24 protein-coding genes are annotated in these 19946 nt (G+C 63.9%); 11 read left to right on the top strand and 13 right to left on the bottom strand.

All coding sequences use genetic code 11. The annotated features are described in order from the left end of the window. Positions 1-153 precede the first annotated feature (153 nt). The 4 genes from ftsY to rpoH all read left to right on the top strand — a co-directional run bounded on the left by ftsY (position 154) and on the right by rpoH (position 4348). On the top strand, positions 154-1689 hold the full coding sequence (ftsY, locus tag LU688_RS25775; protein ID WP_038706974.1) for a signal recognition particle-docking protein FtsY: 1536 nt from the start codon (positions 154-156) through the stop codon (positions 1687-1689). Then, positions 1686-2357 carry a cell division ATP-binding protein FtsE gene (ftsE, locus tag LU688_RS25770; RefSeq protein WP_011531723.1) on the top strand — a complete coding sequence of 224 codons (672 nt, stop codon included), beginning with the start codon at positions 1686-1688 and terminating at the stop codon, positions 2355-2357. The genes ftsY and ftsE overlap by 4 nt, the downstream gene beginning before the upstream one ends. After that, positions 2354-3382 carry a permease-like cell division protein FtsX gene (gene ftsX / locus LU688_RS25765; protein ID WP_038706973.1) on the top strand — a complete coding sequence of 343 codons (1029 nt, stop codon included), beginning with the start codon at positions 2354-2356 and terminating at the stop codon, positions 3380-3382. Before ftsE ends, ftsX begins: the two co-directional genes overlap by 4 nt. Before the next feature lie 111 nt (positions 3383-3493). Then, positions 3494-4348: an RNA polymerase sigma factor RpoH gene (rpoH, locus tag LU688_RS25760; protein WP_023630664.1), complete on the top strand. Its 855-nt coding sequence runs from the start codon at positions 3494-3496 to the stop codon at positions 4346-4348. A gap of 92 nt (positions 4349-4440) precedes the next feature. Here rpoH and mtgA read toward each other — a convergent pair whose 3' ends face one another. Continuing rightward, positions 4441-5151 carry a monofunctional biosynthetic peptidoglycan transglycosylase gene (mtgA, locus tag LU688_RS25755; RefSeq protein WP_023630665.1) on the bottom strand — a complete coding sequence of 237 codons (711 nt, stop codon included), beginning with the start codon at positions 5149-5151 and terminating at the stop codon, positions 4441-4443. Positions 5152-5215: 64 nt separating this feature from the next. Here mtgA and LU688_RS25750 point away from each other — a divergent pair, with 64 nt between their 5' ends. The 5 genes from LU688_RS25750 to LU688_RS25730 all read left to right on the top strand — a co-directional run bounded on the left by LU688_RS25750 (position 5216) and on the right by LU688_RS25730 (position 8348). Further along, the gene (locus LU688_RS25750) at positions 5216-5587 is read left to right on the top strand and encodes a DUF423 domain-containing protein (protein WP_094011016.1); all 372 of its coding nucleotides are present in this window, start codon (positions 5216-5218) and stop codon (positions 5585-5587) included. Positions 5588-5690: 103 nt separating this feature from the next. Further along, positions 5691-5891, top strand: coding sequence for a sulfur carrier protein ThiS (gene thiS, locus LU688_RS25745; RefSeq protein WP_038707614.1), 201 nt, complete (start codon positions 5691-5693; stop codon positions 5889-5891). 53 nt (positions 5892-5944) lie between these two features. Continuing rightward, positions 5945-6757: a thiazole synthase gene (locus tag LU688_RS25740; RefSeq protein ID WP_023629908.1), complete on the top strand. Its 813-nt coding sequence runs from the start codon at positions 5945-5947 to the stop codon at positions 6755-6757. Between the two features lie 9 nt (positions 6758-6766). Beyond that, a complete protein-coding gene (gene trmB / locus LU688_RS25735; protein ID WP_160291172.1) occupies positions 6767-7489 on the top strand; it encodes a tRNA (guanosine(46)-N7)-methyltransferase TrmB in 723 nt (240 codons plus the stop codon). Between the two features lie 64 nt (positions 7490-7553). Further along, positions 7554-8348 carry a hypothetical protein gene (locus LU688_RS25730; protein ID WP_094011018.1) on the top strand — a complete coding sequence of 265 codons (795 nt, stop codon included), beginning with the start codon at positions 7554-7556 and terminating at the stop codon, positions 8346-8348. 170 nt (positions 8349-8518) lie between these two features. Here LU688_RS25730 and LU688_RS25725 read toward each other — a convergent pair whose 3' ends face one another. The 9 genes from LU688_RS25725 to LU688_RS25685 form a co-directional block, all read right to left on the bottom strand. Continuing rightward, a complete protein-coding gene (locus tag LU688_RS25725; RefSeq protein ID WP_011531731.1) occupies positions 8519-8845 on the bottom strand; it encodes a DUF3392 family protein in 327 nt (108 codons plus the stop codon). A gap of 9 nt (positions 8846-8854) precedes the next feature. Continuing rightward, positions 8855-10033 (bottom strand): radical SAM family heme chaperone HemW, encoded by a 1179-nt coding sequence (hemW, locus tag LU688_RS25720; RefSeq protein WP_094011019.1) that lies wholly within the window; start codon positions 10031-10033, stop codon positions 8855-8857. Then, complete coding sequence (gene rdgB, locus LU688_RS25715) at positions 10030-10626, bottom strand: RdgB/HAM1 family non-canonical purine NTP pyrophosphatase (RefSeq protein ID WP_104444773.1); 597 nt, start codon at positions 10624-10626, stop codon at positions 10030-10032. The genes hemW and rdgB overlap by 4 nt, the downstream gene beginning before the upstream one ends. Further along, on the bottom strand, positions 10623-11057 hold the full coding sequence (locus tag LU688_RS25710; protein ID WP_160291173.1) for a DUF4426 domain-containing protein: 435 nt from the start codon (positions 11055-11057) through the stop codon (positions 10623-10625). The genes rdgB and LU688_RS25710 overlap by 4 nt, the downstream gene beginning before the upstream one ends. 22 nt (positions 11058-11079) lie before the next feature. Further along, complete coding sequence (gene metW, locus LU688_RS25705; RefSeq protein ID WP_023630879.1) at positions 11080-11700, bottom strand: methionine biosynthesis protein MetW; 621 nt, start codon at positions 11698-11700, stop codon at positions 11080-11082. A gap of 7 nt (positions 11701-11707) precedes the next feature. Next, positions 11708-12847: a homoserine O-succinyltransferase MetX gene (metX, locus tag LU688_RS25700; RefSeq protein ID WP_104444775.1), complete on the bottom strand. Its 1140-nt coding sequence runs from the start codon at positions 12845-12847 to the stop codon at positions 11708-11710. 88 nt (positions 12848-12935) lie between these two features. Then, positions 12936-13526 carry a YggT family protein gene (locus LU688_RS25695; RefSeq protein ID WP_023630880.1) on the bottom strand — a complete coding sequence of 197 codons (591 nt, stop codon included), beginning with the start codon at positions 13524-13526 and terminating at the stop codon, positions 12936-12938. Positions 13527-13536: 10 nt separating this feature from the next. Next, positions 13537-14355, bottom strand: a complete 819-nt coding sequence (proC, locus tag LU688_RS25690) for a pyrroline-5-carboxylate reductase (RefSeq protein ID WP_094011023.1) — start codon at positions 14353-14355, stop codon at positions 13537-13539. 39 nt (positions 14356-14394) lie between these two features. Further along, positions 14395-15081 (bottom strand): YggS family pyridoxal phosphate-dependent enzyme, encoded by a 687-nt coding sequence (locus LU688_RS25685; protein ID WP_023630213.1) that lies wholly within the window; start codon positions 15079-15081, stop codon positions 14395-14397. Between the two features lie 65 nt (positions 15082-15146). On the opposite strand from LU688_RS25685, the gene LU688_RS25680 reads away from it, so the two are divergent. After that, positions 15147-16139 carry a type IV pilus twitching motility protein PilT gene (locus LU688_RS25680; RefSeq protein WP_104444776.1) on the top strand — a complete coding sequence of 331 codons (993 nt, stop codon included), beginning with the start codon at positions 15147-15149 and terminating at the stop codon, positions 16137-16139. Positions 16140-16176: 37 nt separating this feature from the next. Here the strand turns inward: LU688_RS25680 and LU688_RS25675 are convergent, their stop codons facing one another. Next, complete coding sequence (locus tag LU688_RS25675; protein ID WP_023630211.1) at positions 16177-16824, bottom strand: C40 family peptidase; 648 nt, start codon at positions 16822-16824, stop codon at positions 16177-16179. 157 nt (positions 16825-16981) lie between these two features. Between LU688_RS25675 and LU688_RS25670 the strand changes: the two genes are divergently transcribed. Further along, positions 16982-17407, top strand: a complete 426-nt coding sequence (locus LU688_RS25670) for an NINE protein (protein WP_023630210.1) — start codon at positions 16982-16984, stop codon at positions 17405-17407. Positions 17408-17444: 37 nt separating this feature from the next. Here LU688_RS25670 and LU688_RS25665 read toward each other — a convergent pair whose 3' ends face one another. Beyond that, a complete protein-coding gene (locus tag LU688_RS25665) occupies positions 17445-18149 on the bottom strand; it encodes an SPOR domain-containing protein (RefSeq protein ID WP_023630209.1) in 705 nt (234 codons plus the stop codon). Between the two features lies 1 nt (position 18150). Then, positions 18151-19887, bottom strand: a complete 1737-nt coding sequence (gene argS / locus LU688_RS25660) for an arginine--tRNA ligase (RefSeq protein ID WP_094011027.1) — start codon at positions 19885-19887, stop codon at positions 18151-18153. Between the last annotated feature and the right edge of the window lie 59 nt (positions 19888-19946).

Here is a 19946-nt window from a genome sequence, read left to right as displayed (position 1 = left end):
GGCGACCATGCCTGTCGCCGTTCTGGCCCGCAGGCCCTTACGACAAAACGTTGCGCATGAACCCGCTGGCTTCACAGTAGTCTGTTCTGCGTGAGTTAAGAATTCCCGATGCGCCGCTGCTGGCCCATCGCTACCCTGAGATAGCCGTCTTCCATGTTTGGTTCCAACGACGACAAAAAAGCGCCGGCCGCGGCTGGCGAGAAGAAAGGCCTGTTCAGCTGGTTCCGCAAGAAGCCGGAACAGCCTGCCGCCGAACAGCCGCAAGCCCCTGCACCGCAAGCGCCCGTCGAGCAGACCGCACCGGCTGCCGAGCCGTTGCAGGCGCCTGTGCCAGAGCCGGTGGTTGCCGCGCCGCAGCCGGAGCCTGTGCCAGAGCCGGTGGTTGTAGCGCCGCAGCCGGAGCCCGTGCCAGAGCCGGTGGTTGTAGCGCCGCAGCCGGAGCCCGTGCCAGAGCCGGTGGTTGCTGCACCGCAGCCGGAGACTGCGCCAGAGCCGGTGGTTGCAACGCTGCAACCGGTCGAGGTCGAAGTAACTGCGGCCCCGGTCAGCAACCTGGTCTTGCCTGTCGCCGAAGAGCCGGTGGCATTGGTCGAGGACCTGGAACCCAAGGCGCCGCCCGTCATCCCTGCCCGGCCGTCCGTCGAAACGGTAGACGCTGCCATTGTCGCTCCAGCACCGGTTGTCGAAGCCGCGCCGGTCGTTGTGCCGGCTCCAGTCGACCCAGAGCCTGTCGTCGTTGCGGCCGCCGAGCCATCCAAGCCTGGTTTCTTCGCCCGCCTCAAGCAGGGCCTGTCGAAGACCAGCGCCAGCATCGGCGAGGGCATGGCCAGCCTGTTCCTCGGCAAGAAGGTCATCGACGACGACCTGCTCGACGAGATCGAGACCCGGCTGCTGACCGCCGACGTCGGTGTCGAGGCCACCTCGACCATCGTCCAGAACCTGACCCAGAAAGTTGCCCGCAAGCAATTGGCCGACGCCGACGCGCTGTACAAGTCGCTGCAGGAAGAGCTGGCCGCGCTGCTGCGCCCGGTCGAGCAGCCGCTGAAGATCGAGGCGCAGAACAAGCCCTACGTGATCCTGGTGGTTGGCGTGAACGGCGCCGGCAAGACCACCACCATCGGCAAACTGGCGAAGAAGCTGCAGCTCGAAGGCAAGAAAGTCATGCTCGCGGCCGGCGACACCTTCCGCGCCGCCGCGGTGGAGCAGTTGCAGGTGTGGGGCGAGCGCAACCAGATCCCGGTGATCGCCCAGCACACCGGCGCCGACTCGGCTTCGGTGATCTTCGACGCGGTGCAGGCCGCCAAGGCCCGTAATGTCGATGTGCTGATCGCCGACACCGCCGGCCGCCTGCACACCAAGGACAACCTGATGGAAGAGCTGAAGAAGGTCCGTCGGGTCATGGGCAAGCTTGATGTCGAGGCGCCGCACGAGGTGCTGCTGGTGCTCGACGCCGGTACCGGGCAGAACGCCATCAGCCAGGCCAAGTACTTCAACCAGAGCGTCGAGCTGACCGGCCTGGCTCTGACCAAGCTGGATGGTACAGCCAAGGGCGGCGTGATCTTCGCCCTGGCCAAGCAGTTCAACATCCCGATCCGCTTCATCGGTGTGGGCGAAGGTATCGACGACCTGCGCACCTTCGAAGCCGAACCTTTCGTCAAGGCGCTGTTCGCCGAGCGTGAACCTTCATGATCCGATTCGAACAGGTAGCCAAGCGCTATCCCAACGGCCATGTCGGCCTGCACGAGCTGAGCTTCCGGGCGCGTCGTGGCGAGTTCCTGTTCGTCACCGGCCACTCCGGCGCCGGCAAGAGCACCCTGTTGCGGCTGCTGCTGGCCATGGAACGTCCGACCAGCGGCAAGCTGCTGCTGGCCGGGCAGGACCTGGGCCAGATCAGCAATGCGCAGATTCCGTTCCTGCGCCGGCAGATCGGCGTGGTGTTCCAGAACCACCAGTTGCTGTTCGACCGCACGGTGTTCAACAACATCGCGCTGCCGTTGCAGATTCTCGGGCTGTCCAAGGCCGAGATCGCCAAACGCGTCGATTCGGCGCTGGAGCGCGTGTCGCTGAGCGACAAGGGCGAGCTGTTCCCGGCCGACCTGTCCACCGGCCAGCAACAACGGGTCGGCATTGCCCGGGCCATCGTGCATCAGCCAGCCCTGCTGCTGGCGGACGAGCCCACCGGTAACCTCGACCCGCGTCTGGCCGCCGAGATCATGGGCGTGTTCGAGGACATCAACCGCCTGGGCACCACGGTACTGATCGCCAGTCACGACCTGGCGCTGATCGCGCGCATGCGCCACCGCATGCTGACGCTGCAACGCGGCCGCTTGATCGGCGATGGGGAGGCCGGGCAATGAGCACCACACGTACACCAAAGGTTTCCGAGCGCGTCGCGCCGAAAGCCGCCGACCCGCAGCCGTCGAAGAAAAAGCGTGGCGATCACGATGACGATGGCCCGGACTTCCGCAGCCTCCTGCACGCCTGGCTGGAAAGCCACCGTGCCAGCCTGGCCGACAGCTTGCGCCGCTTGGGCAAGCAGCCGATCGGCAGCTTCTTCACCTGCCTGGTAATGGCGGTGGCGCTGAGCATGCCCATGGGTCTGTCGCTGTTGCTCAAGAACGTCGAGAAACTCGGCGGTTCCTGGCAGCGCGCGGCGCAGATCTCGCTGTATCTCAAACTCGATGCCAGCAGCCGCGATGGCGAGGCCCTGCGTGACGAGATCAAGGGCATGCCCGGCGTCGCCGAGGCGCAGTACGTCAGCCGCGAGCAGGCGCTGGAAGAGTTCCAGCAACAGTCGGGCCTGGGCGAGGCGCTGCGCGAACTGCCGGACAACCCACTGCCCGGCGTGGTGGTGGTGACCCCGACCGAGGTCGACAAGCCAGCCCTGGAAGCCTTGCGTCAACGCCTCTCCGAGCTGCCTCGCGTGGAAGCGGCGCAGCTGGACCTGGTGTGGGTCGAGCGCCTGGCGGCGATTCTCAAGCTGGGTGACCGGTTCGTCTTCGGCCTGGCGGTAATGCTGATTTCCGCGCTGCTGTTGGTAATCGGTAACACAATTCGTCTACATATCGAAAACCGCCGGGTCGAGATCGAAGTGATCAAGCTCGTCGGTGGCACCGACAGCTACGTACGGCGGCCTTTCCTGTACATGGGCGCCCTGTATGGACTGGGTGCGGGCGTGCTGGCCTGGGGCATTCTGGCGTTCGGCCTGAACTGGCTGAACGACGCGGTGGTCGGGCTTTCCGGCCTGTATGGCAGTGATTTCGCCCTGGGTGGCGTACCGGCCTCGGATGGCGTTTCACTCTTGATCGGGGCGGTGCTGTTGGGGTATATCGGTGCATGGATCGCAGTCGCTCGTCACTTGAACGAGCTTGCACCGCGATAAATGTTTCATGGCCAGTATTGACAAATTTTTCATCCTGGAACTTGTACAACGGTTCCTTGTCTATGCTGGCAGTGCCCAAAAGGCATGAGTCTGTAAGCCGGAGGTACTTGAATGACCAATTCGTTGCAACCTGCCTATGCCCTGGTTCCCGGTGCAAACCTGGAAGCCTATGTGCACACGGTCAACAGCATCCCCTTGCTGACGCCGGAGCAGGAGCGTGAACTGGCCGAGCGTCTCTATTACGAGCAGGATCTCGAGGCCGCTCGGCAAATGGTGATGGCCCACCTGCGTTTCGTCGTACACATCGCGCGTAGCTATGCAGGCTACGGGCTGGCCCAGGCCGACCTGATCCAGGAAGGCAACGTGGGCCTGATGAAGGCGGTAAAGCGTTTCAACCCGGAAATGGGCGTGCGTCTGGTGTCCTTCGCCGTGCACTGGATCAAGGCCGAGATCCACGAGTTCATCCTGCGCAACTGGCGCATCGTCAAGGTGGCCACCACCAAGGCCCAGCGCAAGCTGTTCTTCAACCTGCGTAGCCAGAAGAAGCGCCTGGCCTGGTTGAACAATGACGAAGTCCATCGAGTGGCCGAGAGCCTGGGTGTGGAGCCGCGTGAAGTACGTGAGATGGAAAGCCGCCTGAGCGGTCAGGACATGGCCTTCGACCCGGCGGCGGAAGCCGACGACGACAGCGCCTTCCAGTCGCCTGCGCATTACCTGGAAGACCACCGCTACAACCCGGCCGTGCAACTGGAGGACGCTGACTGGAGCGACAACTCCACCAGCAACCTGCATGAAGCGCTGCAGGGCCTGGATGATCGCAGCCGCGACATCCTTTACCAGCGTTGGTTGGCCGAAGAAAAAGCCACGCTGCATGAGCTGGCAGAGAAGTACAGCGTGTCGGCCGAACGTATTCGCCAGCTGGAGAAGAACGCTATGAACAAGGTCAAGGCATTGATCACGATCTGATCGGCGCCCTGGCTGGATTGAAAAGCCGCTGCTCTCGGAAGAGGCAGCGGCTTTTTTGTGTGTTGAAGCTGACTGGGGCGTGGAAGCGGGCCTTAAAGCCTGCGCGAAGCATCCAGTTGCATCAGGTAGCTCGGCCCGCCCAACTGGCTCATCTGCCGGCGGATCCACCCCGCACGGCTTGCCACATAGGCGCTGGGACGGCTGGCACTCCACTTGATCGGGCTTGGCAGCACCGCCGCGAGCTGTGCGGCCTGTTGTCGCGTCAGGCGGCTGGCATCCACGCCGAAGTGATAACGCGCCGCCGCCTGGGCACCGAACACGCCCTTGCCCCATTCGGCACTGTTCAGATACACCTCGAGTATCCGCTCCTTCGACCAGAACAACTCGATCAGGGCGGTGAACCAGGCTTCCAGCCCCTTGCGCAGCCAGCTGCGCCCGGACCACAGGAACAGGTTCTTGGCCACCTGCTGGGTCAGCGTGCTGGCGCCGCGTACCTTGCCGCCACGCTCGTTGTAGGCCAGCGCCGCCTGGATCGCGGGGATATCGAAGCCCCAGTGGCTGGCGAACTTCTGGTCTTCGCCGGCGATGACCGCCACCTTGAGCTCGTCGGAGATATCCTCCCACGGCGTCCAGTCGCGTTGCAGGTCGATCGGCTCGCCGCTGGCCCATGACTGCACCTTGCGCTCGACCATCAGCGCGGTGCCGGGCGGCGGCACCCAGCGCAACACCAGGACCACGGCGATGCTGCCAGCAGCAAACCAGAGCAGGGCGCGGGAAAGGCGGCGAAGAAGGGATGACAGCATGGTGATGGCTTGGCCGGACCGTTGGAACGGGCCATTATACAGACCCCTCCCGAGGAGTCGTCCCATGCTTCGCAGCTTCCTGATGCTCGCCGCGTTCTTCGGCTTTACCGGCGTCGCCCTCGGCGCTTTCGCCGCCCATGGCTTGAAAAACCGCCTCAGCGCCGACTACCTGGCGATCTTCCATACCGGTGTCACCTATCAACTGGTGCATGCCCTGGCGATCCTTGGCGTGGCGGTGCTGTCGGCGCACTTGCCCGGGCGCCTGGTCGGCTGGGCCGGTGGCTTGTTCGCCGTAGGTATCCTGCTGTTCTCCGGTAGCCTCTACGCCCTCACGCTCAGCGGTCTGGGCAAGCTCGGCATGATCACTCCGCTGGGTGGCCTGTGCTTCCTTGCTGGCTGGCTTTGCCTGGGGCTGGCCGCCTGGCGGCTGGGCTGACCGGTCGGTCCACAATCGCGACTAATGGCGTGTGTCGCCCTTGGGTTGCAGGGCGGATCGGGGCTAGAATGCGGGCCCCCAAAGAACAATGGTGGCCGTGCGCATGCGCATTCAATTGAACGGTGAACCTTACGAACTGCCCGCGGGCGAGAGCGTCGCGGCGCTGCTGGGCCGGCTGGAGCTGGCCGGCCGCCGGGTGGCGGTGGAACTGAACCTGGACATCGTGCCGCGCAGCCAGCACGAGAGCACGCAGCTCAAGGACGGCGACCAGGTCGAGGTGGTCCACGCCATCGGTGGCGGCTAACCGCCCCTGAAACCTCGCCAGCAAAGTCCCGCAATCTTTCCTGAGGAACAACGATGAGCAACGTTCGCAGCGACAAGCCCTTCATCCTGGCCGGGCGCACTTTCCAGTCGCGCCTGCTGGTAGGCACCGGCAAGTACCGTGACATGGAAGAAACCCGCCTGGCCACCGAGGCCTCGGGTGCCGAGATCGTCACCGTCGCCGTGCGTCGTACCAACCTGGGCCAGAACGCGGGCGAGCCGAACCTGCTCGACGTGCTGTCGCCAGACAAGTACACCATCCTGCCGAACACCGCCGGTTGCTTCGATGCGACGGAAGCGGTGCGCACCTGCCGCCTGGCCCGTGAGCTGCTCGATGGCCGCAAGTCCCATGAGTCCAGGACGCTGGTGAAGCTGGAAGTGCTGGCCGACCAGAAAACCCTGTTCCCCAATGTGATCGAAACCCTCAAGGCCGCCGAAGTGCTGGTCAAGGAAGGTTTCGACGTGATGGTCTACACCAGCGATGACCCGATCATCGCCCGTCAGCTGGCCGAAGTCGGCTGTATCGCCGTCATGCCGCTGGCCGGCCTGATCGGCACCGGCCTTGGCATCTGCAACCCGTACAACCTGCAGATCATCCTGGAGGAATCCAAGGTGCCGGTGCTGGTCGATGCCGGCGTGGGTACCGCCTCCGACGCCACCATCGCCATGGAAATGGGTTGCGAAGCGGTGCTGATGAACTCGGCCATCGCCCATGCCCAGCAGCCCGTACTGATGGCCGAGGCCATGAAACACGCCATCGTTGCCGGTCGCATGGCCTACCTGGCCGGCCGCATGCCGAAAAAACTCTATGCCAGCGCCTCTTCGCCGCTGGATGGTCTGATCAAGTAAGAGCTCCTGATGACTGAATCGCAAGAAACGCCGATCTCCAAAGACGGCGAAACCCGTCCGCACCGCCGTATCAAGAGCTTCGTGATGCGCGCTGGGCGCATGACCGAAGGCCAGCAGCGCGGCCTGGACCAGGGCGGCCCCCTGTTCATCCTGCCGCTGACCGACAGCCCGGTGGACTACGACCAGGTGTTCGGCCGTTCGGCTCCGCGTACCCTGGAGATCGGTTTCGGCATGGGCCACTCGCTGCTGGAAATGGCCGCCGCTTCGCCCGAGCTGGACTTCATTGGTGTCGAAGTGCACCGCCCGGGTGTCGGCGCGCTGCTCAATGGCGTGCTGACACAGGGGCTGAAGAACCTGCGGGTGTACGACTGCGATGCCATCGAAGTGCTCAACCGCTGCGTGGCGGACAACAGCCTTGACCGCCTGATGCTGTTCTTCCCCGATCCGTGGCACAAGGCGCGTCACCACAAGCGCCGGATCGTTCAGCTGGAGTTCGCCGAACTGGTGCGCCGCAAGCTCAAGCCCAGTGGCGTGTTCCACATGGCGACCGACTGGGAGCCTTATGCCGAGTACATGCTGGAAGTGATGAACGCAGCGCCCGGCTATCGCAACCAGGCGGCTGATGGTACCTACGTGCCACGCCCGGAAGAGCGGCCGATCACCAAGTTCGAGCGTCGCGGCGAGAGGCTAGGGCATGGGGTGTGGGACCTGAAGTTCGAAAAACTGGCTTGATCCTCTCCCTGCCAGAGGTGTCGTTGCGCCTCTGGCCCCTTCCCTGTGCGTAAAGGACTGCGCTTTGAAACATCGTGTTGTGCTGTCGCTGACAGGGCTCGTCCTTGTTGTCTGTCTTGGGATCGCCGACCTATTGAGTGCGCCCCCACTTTCTTCACAGCAGCACCTGGTACATGCCCAAGCGCTGATGCAGCAGGCCAATGAGCAGCTCAAGGAGCTTGCTGCGGGCGAAGCAAGAGGGGAGGCCGACGACTTTGAGCGCCTTTTGGCAATGAACGTCGCCATTGCCGAGGCGCGTGCTCACATCGATCAGGCAGCTGATGCGGGCGAGGTGCTGGCGCTGTTCTGGCAGTCAGGTCTCCACCCCCTTACTGGCGGGCATGATGAAACGCCGCAGTCAGAGTCTTGTGTTCGCTTGCATCAGGCGGTGGATCAAGGATTCTTGGCAGCGGCGATCGCTTATCAGTACCGGTGCAGGCCCGCGGCTAAGGGTTTTGAGTACACCGCGGAACAGGCCGAGCAATTCCAGGCACTCAGGCGTGCGTTGGAGCGAGAGGATCCTTTCCTGTCGCTTTATCCGCAGGTTTTGCGTGAAAGTCGTTGTTCAACCCCGCCAAACGCCTTTTCCGTTCAGCTGCCAGGAGGCCCCCGCTGGTTCTCCGAAGCCGTGGAGGCATCGACACGTTCGCTGACATACGACATGTACAAGGCCGAGGGGTTGTATCTCTTGGCCATGCAGCCTGATTTGGCATTATCCGAGCGTTTGGCGCTGCTGCGTCAGTCGGAAGCCTTGGGTTGCAAAAAAGGGGGGCACTGGAGGCAAAGGCTGGAGTCGGAATTGGCGCGTGAGCGATCCTGATTGTGCTCATGGTGATCGGCTTACGTAAGCTCGCCGGGCTCCCTCAATACCAGAAGCTTCATTTTCAGAACCGTCAGGGACTTCCTGTGTGATCACTTCGACGATGCCCGTTAAGAGGTTAGTCGGGTGAGAAGCCGCCCTGGCCCGCCAGGGCGGCTTTTAGCGGACGCTCACCCCCGCCGATCAGCGACCACGCCGATCAAAACCAGCACCACCAGCAGCACCGGCGCCAGCGCATAGTTGTTGAACTGCCCCAGCCCCTTGACGATCCACGGCGTCGCATAGATCAGCGCCGCACCGCTGCCGATCATCACCAGCAGTGCCATGAACGGCACGCGCAGGGCGCCGGCCAGGCCGCCCAGGCGCCCTTCGACCCAGCCTTTGATATCGGTGCCGAACAGCACCAGCAGGCAGCCCACCAGGGCCAGCGAAATCTCCGAGAGGTTGCTGCGGCTCCAGCGGGAAACGGTCGAGAGCAGGTCAAGTACCAGGTCCATGGGTCATCCTTAATTCAAGAAGTACTGCAGCAGGTCGTTGAGGAACAGCTGGCCGCGCGGCGTGGCGGCCAGCCGATCCGGTTCGACCCGCAAAAGGCCTTTTTGTTCGGCTTCACGGCGGGCTTCGGCCAGTTGTGCAAGGGGCAGGCCGGTACGCAGGTTGAACAGCTCGGCCTCCACGCCGTCGGTGAGGCGCAGCGCGTTCATCAGGAACTCGAAGGGTAGCTCATCGGCCGGCAACAGCTTCTCACCGGCCTTGAACGGCTTGGACGGGTTCAGGTAGTCCTTGGGCAGGCGGGTCTTCCAGGTACGCAGGATGCGCCCGTCCGGGAATGACAGCTTGCCATGGGCGCCGGCACCGATGCCGATGAAGTCGCCGAAGCGCCAGTAGTTCAGGTTGTGCCGCGCGGCACGACCGGCTTGGGCGTAGGCCGAGACTTCATACTGGCGGTAACCGTGGTCGGCCATCAGCGCCTGGCCGGCTTCCTGGATATCCCAGAGGATGTCGTCCTCGGGCAGCTCAGGTGGCTGGTTCCAGAACACGGTGTTGGGTTCTACCGTCAGCTGGTACCAGGACAGGTGCGTCGGCGCCAGTTCGATGGCCTGGCGCAGGTCACTTAGGGCGTCGTCGAGCGACTGGTCCGGCAAACCGTGCATCAGGTCCATGTTGAAGTTGTCGAAGCCCGCAGCGCGGGCCATATCGGCGGCGCGCACCGCTTCGGCGCCATTGTGGATGCGCCCGAGCCTTTCGAGCTTGGCGGGCTGGAAACTCTGCACGCCGATGGATAGCCGGTTGATGCCGGTCTGGCGGTAGGCCTTGAACTTCTCCTGCTCGAAGGTACCCGGGTTGGCCTCGAGGGTGATCTCGATGTCCGGGGCGAACGGGATGCGTTGCTCGATACCGCGCAGCAGGCGCCCAAGCGCGTCGGCGCTGAACAGGCTCGGGGTGCCGCCGCCGAAGAAGATCGTGCTGATCGGACGGCCCTGCACGGCATGCATTTCCTGGTCGAGGTCGGCGAGCAGGGCGTCGATGTACTCGGCTTCCGGCAGGATCGGGCCGGCCTGGTGCGAGTTGAAGTCGCAGTACGGGCATTTGCGCACGCACCAGGGAATATGGATATAGAGCGACAGCGGCGGGAGTTCGGGAAGGATCAGGCCCGCCGGCTGTACCAACAGCTTTTCGCTCATGCCAGGCCCAGACGCTGACGCAGCAGGGCCATGGCGCGGGCGCGGTGGCTGAGCTGGTTCTTGTCGGCAGGCGCCAGGTCGGCGCTGGAGCACTTGCGCTCCGGCACCCAGAACAGCGGGTCGTAGCCGAAACCGTGTTCGCCGCTGGCTTCGAACAGGATGCTGCCGTGCCACAGGCCTTCGCAGAGGATCGGCAGCGGGTCGTCGGCGTGCCGCACCAGGGCCAGAACGCAGACGAACTGCGCGCCGCGCTGGTCTTCAGGAACGTCCTTGAGCGCATCGAGCAGCTTGGCGTTGTTCGCCGCGTCGCCCTTGCCGTCGGCATAGCGCGCCGAGTAGATACCCGGCGCGCCGCCGAGGAAGTCCACCGCCAGGCCCGAGTCGTCGGCCAGGGCCGGCAGGCCGGAGATGCGCGCGGCATTGCGCGCCTTGAGGATGGCGTTCTCGACGAACGACAGGCCGGTTTCCTCCGGCTCAACCTGGCTGAATTCACCAATCGAGCGAAGGTTCACGGACTCGCCGAGCATGGCCTGCAGTTCCTTGAGTTTGCCGGCGTTATGGCTGGCCAATACGAGTTGCTGGATATTCATCATTCGCCTGGGAACACTTCCTGATTGAAGCTGAGTTTATTGCTGACGCCGCCGGTCTCGACGTTGAGGTCGAAGGTGACGGTCTCGGCCTGGTCGATCTTGAACTGTGCGATGTAGTACACCGCACCCTGATCGGTAATCTGCTTGAACGACAACGGACTGCTGCGCCCGGTGAGATCTTTCACTGTGCCGCTGACTACCGCCATCGCGGGTTTGCTGGCCTTGAGCACGGCGATGTTGAGTACGCCCTGGTTCTTGCTGCGGGTCAGGCCCGTGGCGGCAGCGATGTCGGGTTGCAGCATGCTTGAGGTGAAGGCGCTGTAGTGGATCGTCACATCACCGAACACTTCCTTGCGCTCGGGCCTGGCGGCATCGGCAGCCAGTACCGGCAAGGCCAGGCACAGGCTGATCAGAAACAGTGCTAGTCGACGCATGATGCCATTCCTCCGTTGAGGGTCAGACCGCGAGCTGATGCTCCTGCAGGCCCGGGCTGCTGACCCGATAGATACCGATCTCACCTAGAAGATTAGGCCAAAGCCGTCCACCCAACCCGTTACGGTGCAGGTGGTCGACGGCGAGGCGGTCGAGGACCTTGGCCTTGCGCTCATGGCACAGGTTCTCGAAATCCTCGAAGGTGCAGAAGTGGATGTTCGGTGTGTTGTACCAGGTATACGGCATGAAGTCCGAGACCGGCATGCGACCCTTGGTCGCCAGGTACCAGCGGCAGCGCCAGTGGCCGAAGTTGGGGAAGGTGATGATGCACTGGCGGCCCACCCGCAGCATTTCGTCGAGGATCCGGTCAGGGTACTCCACGGCCTGCAGGGCCTGGGTCATGACCACCACGTCGAAGCTGTTGCTGGCGAAGTTGCCCAGGCCCTTGTCCAGATCCTGCTCTATTACGTTGACGCCCTTGGCCACGCAGGCGGCGATGTTGTCGGGGTCGATCTCCAGGCCGTAGCCGGTGACGTTCTTGCGCTCGCGCAGCGAGGCCAGCAGTTCGCCGTTGCCGCAGCCCAGGTCGAGTACCCGGCTGCCGGCGGGGATCCAGTCTTGGATGATTTCCAGGTCGGCTCTCATTGGGTCCTCAAACGGCGATGCGGTTCATGTAGTTGGCGAAACCCTGCATGTAGCGGGGGGTCGGGATGAGGAAGGCGTCGTGGCCGTAAGGCGAGTCGATGTCCAGGTAGCAGACGTTCTTGCGCGCGGCCATCAGGGCGTCGACGATCTCCCGCGAACGGGCCGGCGAGAAGCGCCAGTCGGTGGTGAACGACATGATGCAGTAGTCCGCCGTCACATGTGCCAGGGTCGCCGCCAGGTCACCGCCGTGGGCGGCGGCCGGGTCGTAATAGTCCAGGGCCTTGGTCATCAGCAGGTAGGTGTTGGCGTCGAAGCGCCCGGAGAACTCCTCGCCCTGGTAGCGCAGGTAGCTCTCGACCTGGAATTCGACGCTGTGGAAGTCGTAGTTGAGCTTGTCGCTCTTGAGCTCGCGGCCGAATTTCTCGCCCATCGAGTCGTCGGACAGGTAGGTGATGTGACCGACCATGCGCGCCAGCATCAGGCCGCGCTTGGGGATCACGCCCCGGTCCTGGAACGAACCACCGTGGAATTCCGGGTCGGTGAGGATGGCCTGGCGCGCCACTTCGTTGAAGGCGATGTTCTGCGCCGACAGCTTGGGCGCCGAGGCGATGTCCACGCAGTGGCGCACCCGGTCCGGGTAGGTGATGGTCCATTGCAGCGCCTGCATGCCGCCCAGGCTGCCGCCGACGATGGCGGCCCAGGTGTGGATCCCCAGGCGATCGGCCAGGCGCGCCTGGCTGTGCACCCAGTCTTCCACGGTCAGCACCGGGAAATCGGCGCCGTAGGGCTTGCCGGTGGCCGGATTGAGACTGCTTGGGCCGGTGCTGCCATTGCAACCGCCGAGGTTGTTCAGGCTGACCACGAAGAAACGGTTGGTGTCGATGGGCTTGCCGGGGCCGATGCAGCTGTCCCACCAGCCCGGCTTGCGGTCGGTGGCGGCATGGTAGCCAGCGGCATGATGGTGGCCGGACAACGCATGGCAGATCAGCACGGCATTGCTGGCGTTGCTGTTGAGGGTGCCATAGGTTTCGTAGATCAGCTCGTACGAGGCCAGGGCGCGGCCACAGGCCAGGGCCAGCGGTTCATCGAACCGGGCGATCTGCGGTGTTACCAGACCGACGGAATCTTCGGGAAGGACAGTGGACATCGACCCTGCTCACGCTTGACGGAGGCGTAAGTCTAAAGAGCGCTACCCCCAGCGGCAAGCAAAGGCTTGCCGCTGGATGCAGGGTGGGTCAGATCATCCGCCACAGCTCTTGCGGCATGCCGGCGTAGGCTGCCAGCTGGGGCATGAGGAACGACTGGATCACCTGGATGGCGATGAAGGCGAAGATCGGCGAAATGTCCATGCCGCCGAGGTTCGGCACCAGGCGGCGGAACGGCGCCAGCACCGGTTCGCTGATCTGGTAGGCCAGTTCTGCAGCAGGGTTATGGCTGTTCGGCGCGACCCAGGAGACGATCACCATGACGATCATCGCCACCCAGAAGATCTTCAGGAACAGCGAGGTGATGCCCAGGATCGACCACATCAGCAGGTGCAGGACGTCGCCGAAGGTGCCGTAGGTGACCATCAGCACGAAGGCCATCAGCAGCGCCTGGATGATGATCGACAGCAGCAGCGAGGAGGTATCCAGGCCAGCGATGCTGGGGACCACGCGGCGCAGCGGCTTGAGCAGTGGCTGGGTGGCGCGCACGGCGAACTGGCTCAGCGGGTTGTAGAAGTCGGCCTTGACCAGCTGCAGCACGAAGCGCAGCAGGACGATCACCAGGTACAGGCTGACCAGGGTTTGCACCACGAAGATCGCGGCGCCGGACAGTGCATTCATCAAAAGCTCCTTATTTGCCCAGTTTCTCGGCCAGCTCGGCCGAGCGTTTCGCCGCGGCCTGCAGGGCCTGTTCGACGATGGCCTCGAAGCCGTTGGCCTGGAACGATTTGATCGCCGCTTCCGTGGTGCCGGCCGGCGAGGTCACGCGGCGACGCAATTCGGCGGCGTCGACGTCGCTGGAAACCGCCATGCGGGCGGCGCCCAGGGCGGTCTGCAGGGTCAGTTGCGAGGCGGTCTCGCGCGGCAGACCGAGTTTTTCGCCGGCAGCGGTCATGGCCTCGATCAGCAGGAAGAAGTACGCCGGGCCGCTTCCGGAAACAGCGGTCACGGCGTCCAGCTGCTGTTCTTCATCAAGCCACAGGGCGGTGCCCACGGCCGACAGCAGTTGTTCGGCCTGGCGGCGTTGTTCCATGGTTACTTCCCGGGTCGCATACAAGCCGCTGACGCCTTGGCGCAGCAGCGCCGGGGTGTTCGGCATGCAGCGCACCAGGGGGATCGCGCCCAGCCAGGCCTGCAGGCTGGCGCAGGTGATGCCGGCGGCAATGGAAACCACCAGCTGGCCTGGTTTCAGGTTCGGCTTCAGCGTTTCGCAGACCGCTTTCATTACCTGCGGTTTGACTGCCAGGACGACCACGTCCACGCCATCGATGGCCTGGGCGTTGTCTTCAAAGGCTTCGATGCCGTGCTCGGCCGTGATCCGTGCGCGGGTTTCGGCACCCGGGTCGCTGGCGCGGATCAGCGCGGTGTCCAGGCCCTGGGCGCGCAGGCCGCCAATCAGGCTGGCGGCCATGTTGCCGGCGCCGATAAAGGCAATACGAGTCTTGCTCATGTCGGGTCCTTGTGGGGGAAGGGAGAGTTAAGCATGGATTCAGGCCTGACCGTAGTCGCGGGCGCCGAACAAGGCGGTACCGATGCGGACCCAGGTCGCACCTTGGGCGATGGCGGCTTCCAGGTCATGGCTCATGCCCATGGACAGGGTGTCCAGGTCGAGGCCGAGCTGGGCCTGCAGTTCACGTAGCGTGGCGAAAGCGGCCTCTTGCTCGGCGCGGTCCTCGGTAGGTTCCGGGATCGCCATCAACCCGCGCAGGCGCAGGCCGGGCAGGGCGTTCACGGCCTGCGCCAGGGCTGGCAGTTCGGCGGGCGAGCAACCGGACTTGCTGGCCTCGCCGCTGACATTCACCTGCAGGCAGATGTTCAGCGGCGGCAGCGCGGCGGGGCGCTGCTCCGAGAGGCGTTGGGCGATCTTCTGGCGGTCCACGGAATGTACCCAGTCGAAGTGCTCGGCGATGGCCTTGGTCTTGTTCGACTGAATGGGGCCGATGAAGTGCCAGATCAAGGGCAGGTCGGAAAGCGCCTGTTGTTTTGTCAGCGCTTCCTGAAGGTAGTTCTCACCCATGTGGCAAAGGCCGGCGGCATGAGCTTCGCGGATGGCGCTGGCGGGCTTGGTCTTGCTCACTGCCAGCAGCTGCACGCTGGCCGGATCACGCCCGGCGGCCCGGGCCGCGCTGTCGATGCGGTGGGCAATGACGGAAATATTGTCTGCTAGGGTGGACATGGTTCGTCGCCGACGGCTTTGGGGTCTGCGGCATTCTACCTGCTTGATCGCCGTTGGGGAGTCTCATGGATGTGACTGAGCTGCTGGGCCGGGCCGTGGCCGCGGGCGCCAGCGACCTGCACCTGGCCGTGGGCGAGCCGCCGTTGCTGCGCCTGGATGGCGAGCTGCGGCGCATGGCGGTGCCGGTGCTGACCTGCGCAGCTCTGGAGCAGGGAATGGCCGACCTGCTCGATGACGGGCAGCGGCGGCAATGGCTGAGCGGTGATGAACTGGACCTGGCGCTGAGCTTGCCCGGTGTGGGGCGCCTGCGCTTGAACCTGTTCCGCCAGCGCAATGGGTTGGGCGCAAGCGCGCGCCTGATCCCGGCTCGGGTCCCGAGCCTCGATGAGCTTGATCTGAACGATGTGTATCAAGTCGTTGCGCAATGCCGGGATGGCCTGGTGCTGGTGGGCGGGCCGACGGGTAGCGGCAAGTCCAGCACCCTGGCGGCGCTGCTCGATCAGATCAATCGCGAACGCGCGTTACAGGTCATCACCCTTGAAGATCCTATCGAATTTATCCACAGCGGCCAGGGTTGCCTGGTCAACCAGCGGGAGATCGGCGTGCACAGCCGTGACTTCGCCCAAGGGCTGCGCAGCGCCCTGCGCCAGGATCCGGATGTGATCATGGTGGGTGAGTTGCGTGATCTGGAGAGCATCCGCCTGGCGTTGCGCGCGGCAGAAACCGGGCATCTGGTGCTGGCAACGGTGCACACCCGCTCGGCGGTGAACAGCATCGACCGGCTGGTAGAGGTGTTCGCGGCCGAGGAGAAGCCGCTGGTGCGCATGATGCTGGCTGAATCACTGCGCCTGGTGGTGGCTCAGGTGCTGCTCAGGCGGGTGGGCGGCGGCAGGGTCGCCGCAAGAGAGGTACTAATAGCGACGCCAGCGGTGCGCAACCTGATTCGCGAGGGGCGCATGGCACAGGTGCAGTCGGTGATGCAGGCGGGGGCGGCATTTGGGATGCAGACGATGGAGGGAGCAATGCGGGCGCTCAGGCAGAACGGCCTGGTTGATTAGCATTGCTGCCTGCTGGGGCAAGCCCGCGATTGAGGGCTTAGCGCTTGGCCAGGGCCAACGCCTGCTGGTTCTTGGGCAGGACGCGCTTGGCTACCACGTAGTGCTTTTGCCAATAAGGTTTTTCCAGGCTGTCGATGCTCACCCGTTTGCCGGTGCGTGGCGCGTGGATGAAGCGATCGTTGCCCAGGTAGATGGCTACGTGATTGACCCGGCGACTCTTGATGTTGAAGAAGATCAGGTCGCCCGGCTTGAGATCGCTCTTGGCCACCTTGACGCCCTGGCCCCGGGCCATTGCGTTGGAGGTGCGCGGCAGGTCGACATCGGCCACATCGTTGAACGCGTACTTGACCAGGCCGCTGCAATCGAAGCCCTTCTTCGGGCTACTGCCGCCCCAGCGATAGGGCGTGCCAAGTACGTTCACGGCGCGGCTGAGCACTTCGCTGCTCTGCTTGGGTGACATGGCCACCGCCTGCATGCCCACAGCTTGTTGCTGCTTGGCGGCGTTGGCCGGGCGAGCGCGCGCGGAACTGCTGCGATACTGGATCGGGGTGCGTTTCACCGTGGCATCGGCGTTGGTCGTATAGCCGGTGAATCCGCTGGGAAGTCGTTGCTCACGGTTGGTGGCGTGGGCGGCCAGGGGTAACAAAAGGCAGAGGGTCAGCCATGTCTTGATAAAAGGTGGCATAGATGAAGCTCTTATAAGTGTTGGCGCGCAACTTTATAACAGCTTTTTGATCAAATTCTGATCCGTTGGTCGCTCAAGCACGTACCATATGTCGGGTAAAAACGAAAAAGTCACATTTTTCCTTAGAAAATTTTCGGCTATCCCACGAGGGCTTCGAATGAATGGTTATCAACAGGGTGCTCCCTCGCACGACACCCATAGCAAGGTTCTCGGCTACCTGCTGTGGATCTTCGGCTTCACCGGCTCGCACCGCTTCTACTACGGCAAGCCGATCACCGGAACCATCTGGTTCTTCACCCTGGGCCTGCTGGGCATCGGCTGGCTGATCGACCTGTTCCTGATCCCGTCGATGGACCGTGAGGCAGACATGCGTTTCGAGTCGGGCGGCGTGGACTACAACCTGGCGTGGATACTCCTGACCTTCCTCGGCATCTTCGGCGTGCATCGGCTGTATCAGGGCAAGTGGATCAGCGCGCTGATCTACCTGTTCACCGGAGGGTTGTTCCTGTTGGGTGTGCTGTATGACTTCTGGACGCTCAACAGCCAGATTTCCCAGGTCAACGCCGAGCGTCGCCGGGTATGAAAAAAGGCCTTGTCGCTGAGCGGCAAGGCCTTTTTCGTTACTGACGCCGCTGTTGCAGCAGCAGGTTGCTGAAACCTGCCCCGGCCAGCTGTTTCTGCGCCACGGTCAGCTGTTCGCGGTTGCTGAACGGGCCGACCATCACGCGGTACCAGGTCTCTTCCTTCACCGTGCCCGACTCAACCTTGACCGCCTGGCCAAGCAGGATGATCTGCGCACGGACCTTGTCGGCATCGGCCTGCTTGCGGAACGAGCCGGCCTGCAGGAAGAACTGGGTCGTGGCCGCTGGCTTGATCACCGGTGGTGCCGGTGGCGGTGTCTGGCCCAGCAGGGCGGCCTGGGCCCGGGCGGTGTCGATCTTCGCCGCTTCCGCAGGGGTGACCGGCGTGCTTGGCACGGGCGGTTGCGCCGGTACCGGCGGAGTTTTCTCCGGCACGGCCTCGGGCGGTACGATCACTTCCGACTCCGGCAGCAGCGTATAGAAGTCGTACTTCGGCTTCACCGGTTGCTGTGGCGTCGGCGTGGTGGTCTTGCTCGCTTCGGCGACCTTCTCCTGCTTATGTTGCTCGGGCTTGGTGCGCTTGATATCAGCGCCACCGGGTTCGAGCTTCATCAGGAAGACGATGAACGCCCCCACGGTCAGGCCGACCGCCAGCCACACCCAGCCCGGAATCGGCTGCTTGCTGGCGGGCGGCTGGGAGCGGCTGGCGCCGCGCTTGGGTGCGGGTTTCTTCTTTGCAGCCAACTTACATGCGCTCCAGGGTTTCCAGGCCGAGCAGTTCCAGGCCCTGCTTGAGGGTGCGGCCGGTCAGGGCGGCCAGGCGCAGGCGGCTCTGCTGTTGTTCGGCGGTTTCGGCGGAAAGGATCGGGCAGTTCTCGTAGAAGCTGGAGAACAGGCCGGCGAGGTCGTACAGGTAGGTGCACAGCACGTGAGGCGTGCCTTTTTCGGCGACGTTGTTGAGGATCTCGCCGAACTGCGCCAGGCGCGCGGCCAGGTCCTGCTCGTGCGCTGCCTGCAGGACGATGCTGCCGTCGACTTCGTCGAAGCCCTTGCCGAGCTTGCGGAACACGCCGGCCACGCGGGTGTAGGCGTACAGCAGGTACGGCGCGGTGTTGCCCTCGAAGTTCAACATCAATTCGAAGTTGAAGCTGTAGTCGCTGGTGCGGTGCTTCGACAGGTCGGCGTACTTGACCGCGCCGATGCCGACCACTTCACCGATGTGGCGCAGCTCGTCCTCGGCCAGCGACGGGTTCTTCTCCTTGACCAGCGCATAGGCGCGGTCCTTGGCCTCGGTGAGCAGGTCGATCAGCTTGACGGTGCCGCCATCGCGGGTCTTGAACGGGCGGCCATCGGCGCCGTTCATGGTGCCGAAGCCCATGTGCTCCATCTTCATCGGGTGGCCGACAAAACCTGCGCGGCGGGCCACTTCGAACACCTGGTTGAAGTGCAGGGCCTGGCGCTGGTCGACGAAGTACAGGGCACGGTCGGCCTGCAGCTTGTTGCTGCGGTAGCGCACGGCGGCCAGGTCGGTGGTGGCGTATAGGTAACCGCCGTCGGCCTTCTGCACGATCACCGGCAGCGGCTCGCCCTCGGCGTTCTTGAATTCCTCGAGGAACACGCACTGCGCGCCCTGGTCCTCGACCAGCAGGCCCTTGGCCTTGAGGTCGGCGACCACGTTGGCCAGGTCGGCGTTGTAGGCGCTCTCGCCCATCACGTCGGCCATGGTCAGCTTGACGTTGAGCAGCTCGTAGGTCTTCTGGCAGTGCGACAGCGAGATGTCCTTGAAACGCGTCCACAGCGCCAGGCACTCGGGATCACCGGCCTGCAGCTTGACCACCAGCCCGCGGGCGCGGGTGGCGAACTCTTCGGACTCGTCGAAGCGCTTCTTGGCGGCGCGGTAGAAGTTCTCCAAATCCGACAGCTCGTCACTGGTGATCGGGTTTTCCTGGAGGTAGGCCATCAGCATGCCGAACTGGGTACCCCAGTCACCCACGTGGTTCTGGCGGATGACGTCGTCACCGAGGAACTCCAGTACCCGGGCAACGCTGTCGCCGATGATGGTCGAGCGCAGGTGGCCGACGTGCATCTCCTTCGCCAGGTTCGGTGCCGACATGTCGATCACCACTTTTTCCGCCGGGCCGGTCTTGCGCACGCCCAGGTGGCCATCGCTCAGGGCGGCGTCGAGGCGGCCTGCCAGCGCTTCGGTGTTCTGGAAGAAGTTCAGGAAGCCGGGGCCGGCGATCTCGGCCTTGCTGATGTCGGCGCTGGCCGGCAGGGCGGCGATGATCTTTTCGGCCAGGTCGCGCGGTTTCATGCCGGCCGGCTTGGCCAGCATCATGGCGATGTTGCTGGCGAAGTCGCCGTGGGTCTTGTCCCGGGCGTTTTCCACCTGGATCGCCGGCGTCAGCCCTTCAGGCAGCACACCGTCGGCGACGAGTTGGGTGAGGGCTTGCTGGATCAGCTGGCGAATGGTGTCTTTCATGAGGGTCTCTTTTCGACCGCAAGCGCGGTGGAGCGCTTCGATGCGCAGGTGGAAAAACT

The sequence above is a fragment of the Pseudomonas soli genome, assembly GCF_021283165.2.
Classification (GTDB): Bacteria; Pseudomonadota; Gammaproteobacteria; order Pseudomonadales; family Pseudomonadaceae; genus Aquipseudomonas; species Aquipseudomonas soli.
The sequence above is the reverse complement of the archived record's forward strand: the minus strand, read 5'-3'. Positions and strand labels throughout refer to the sequence as shown.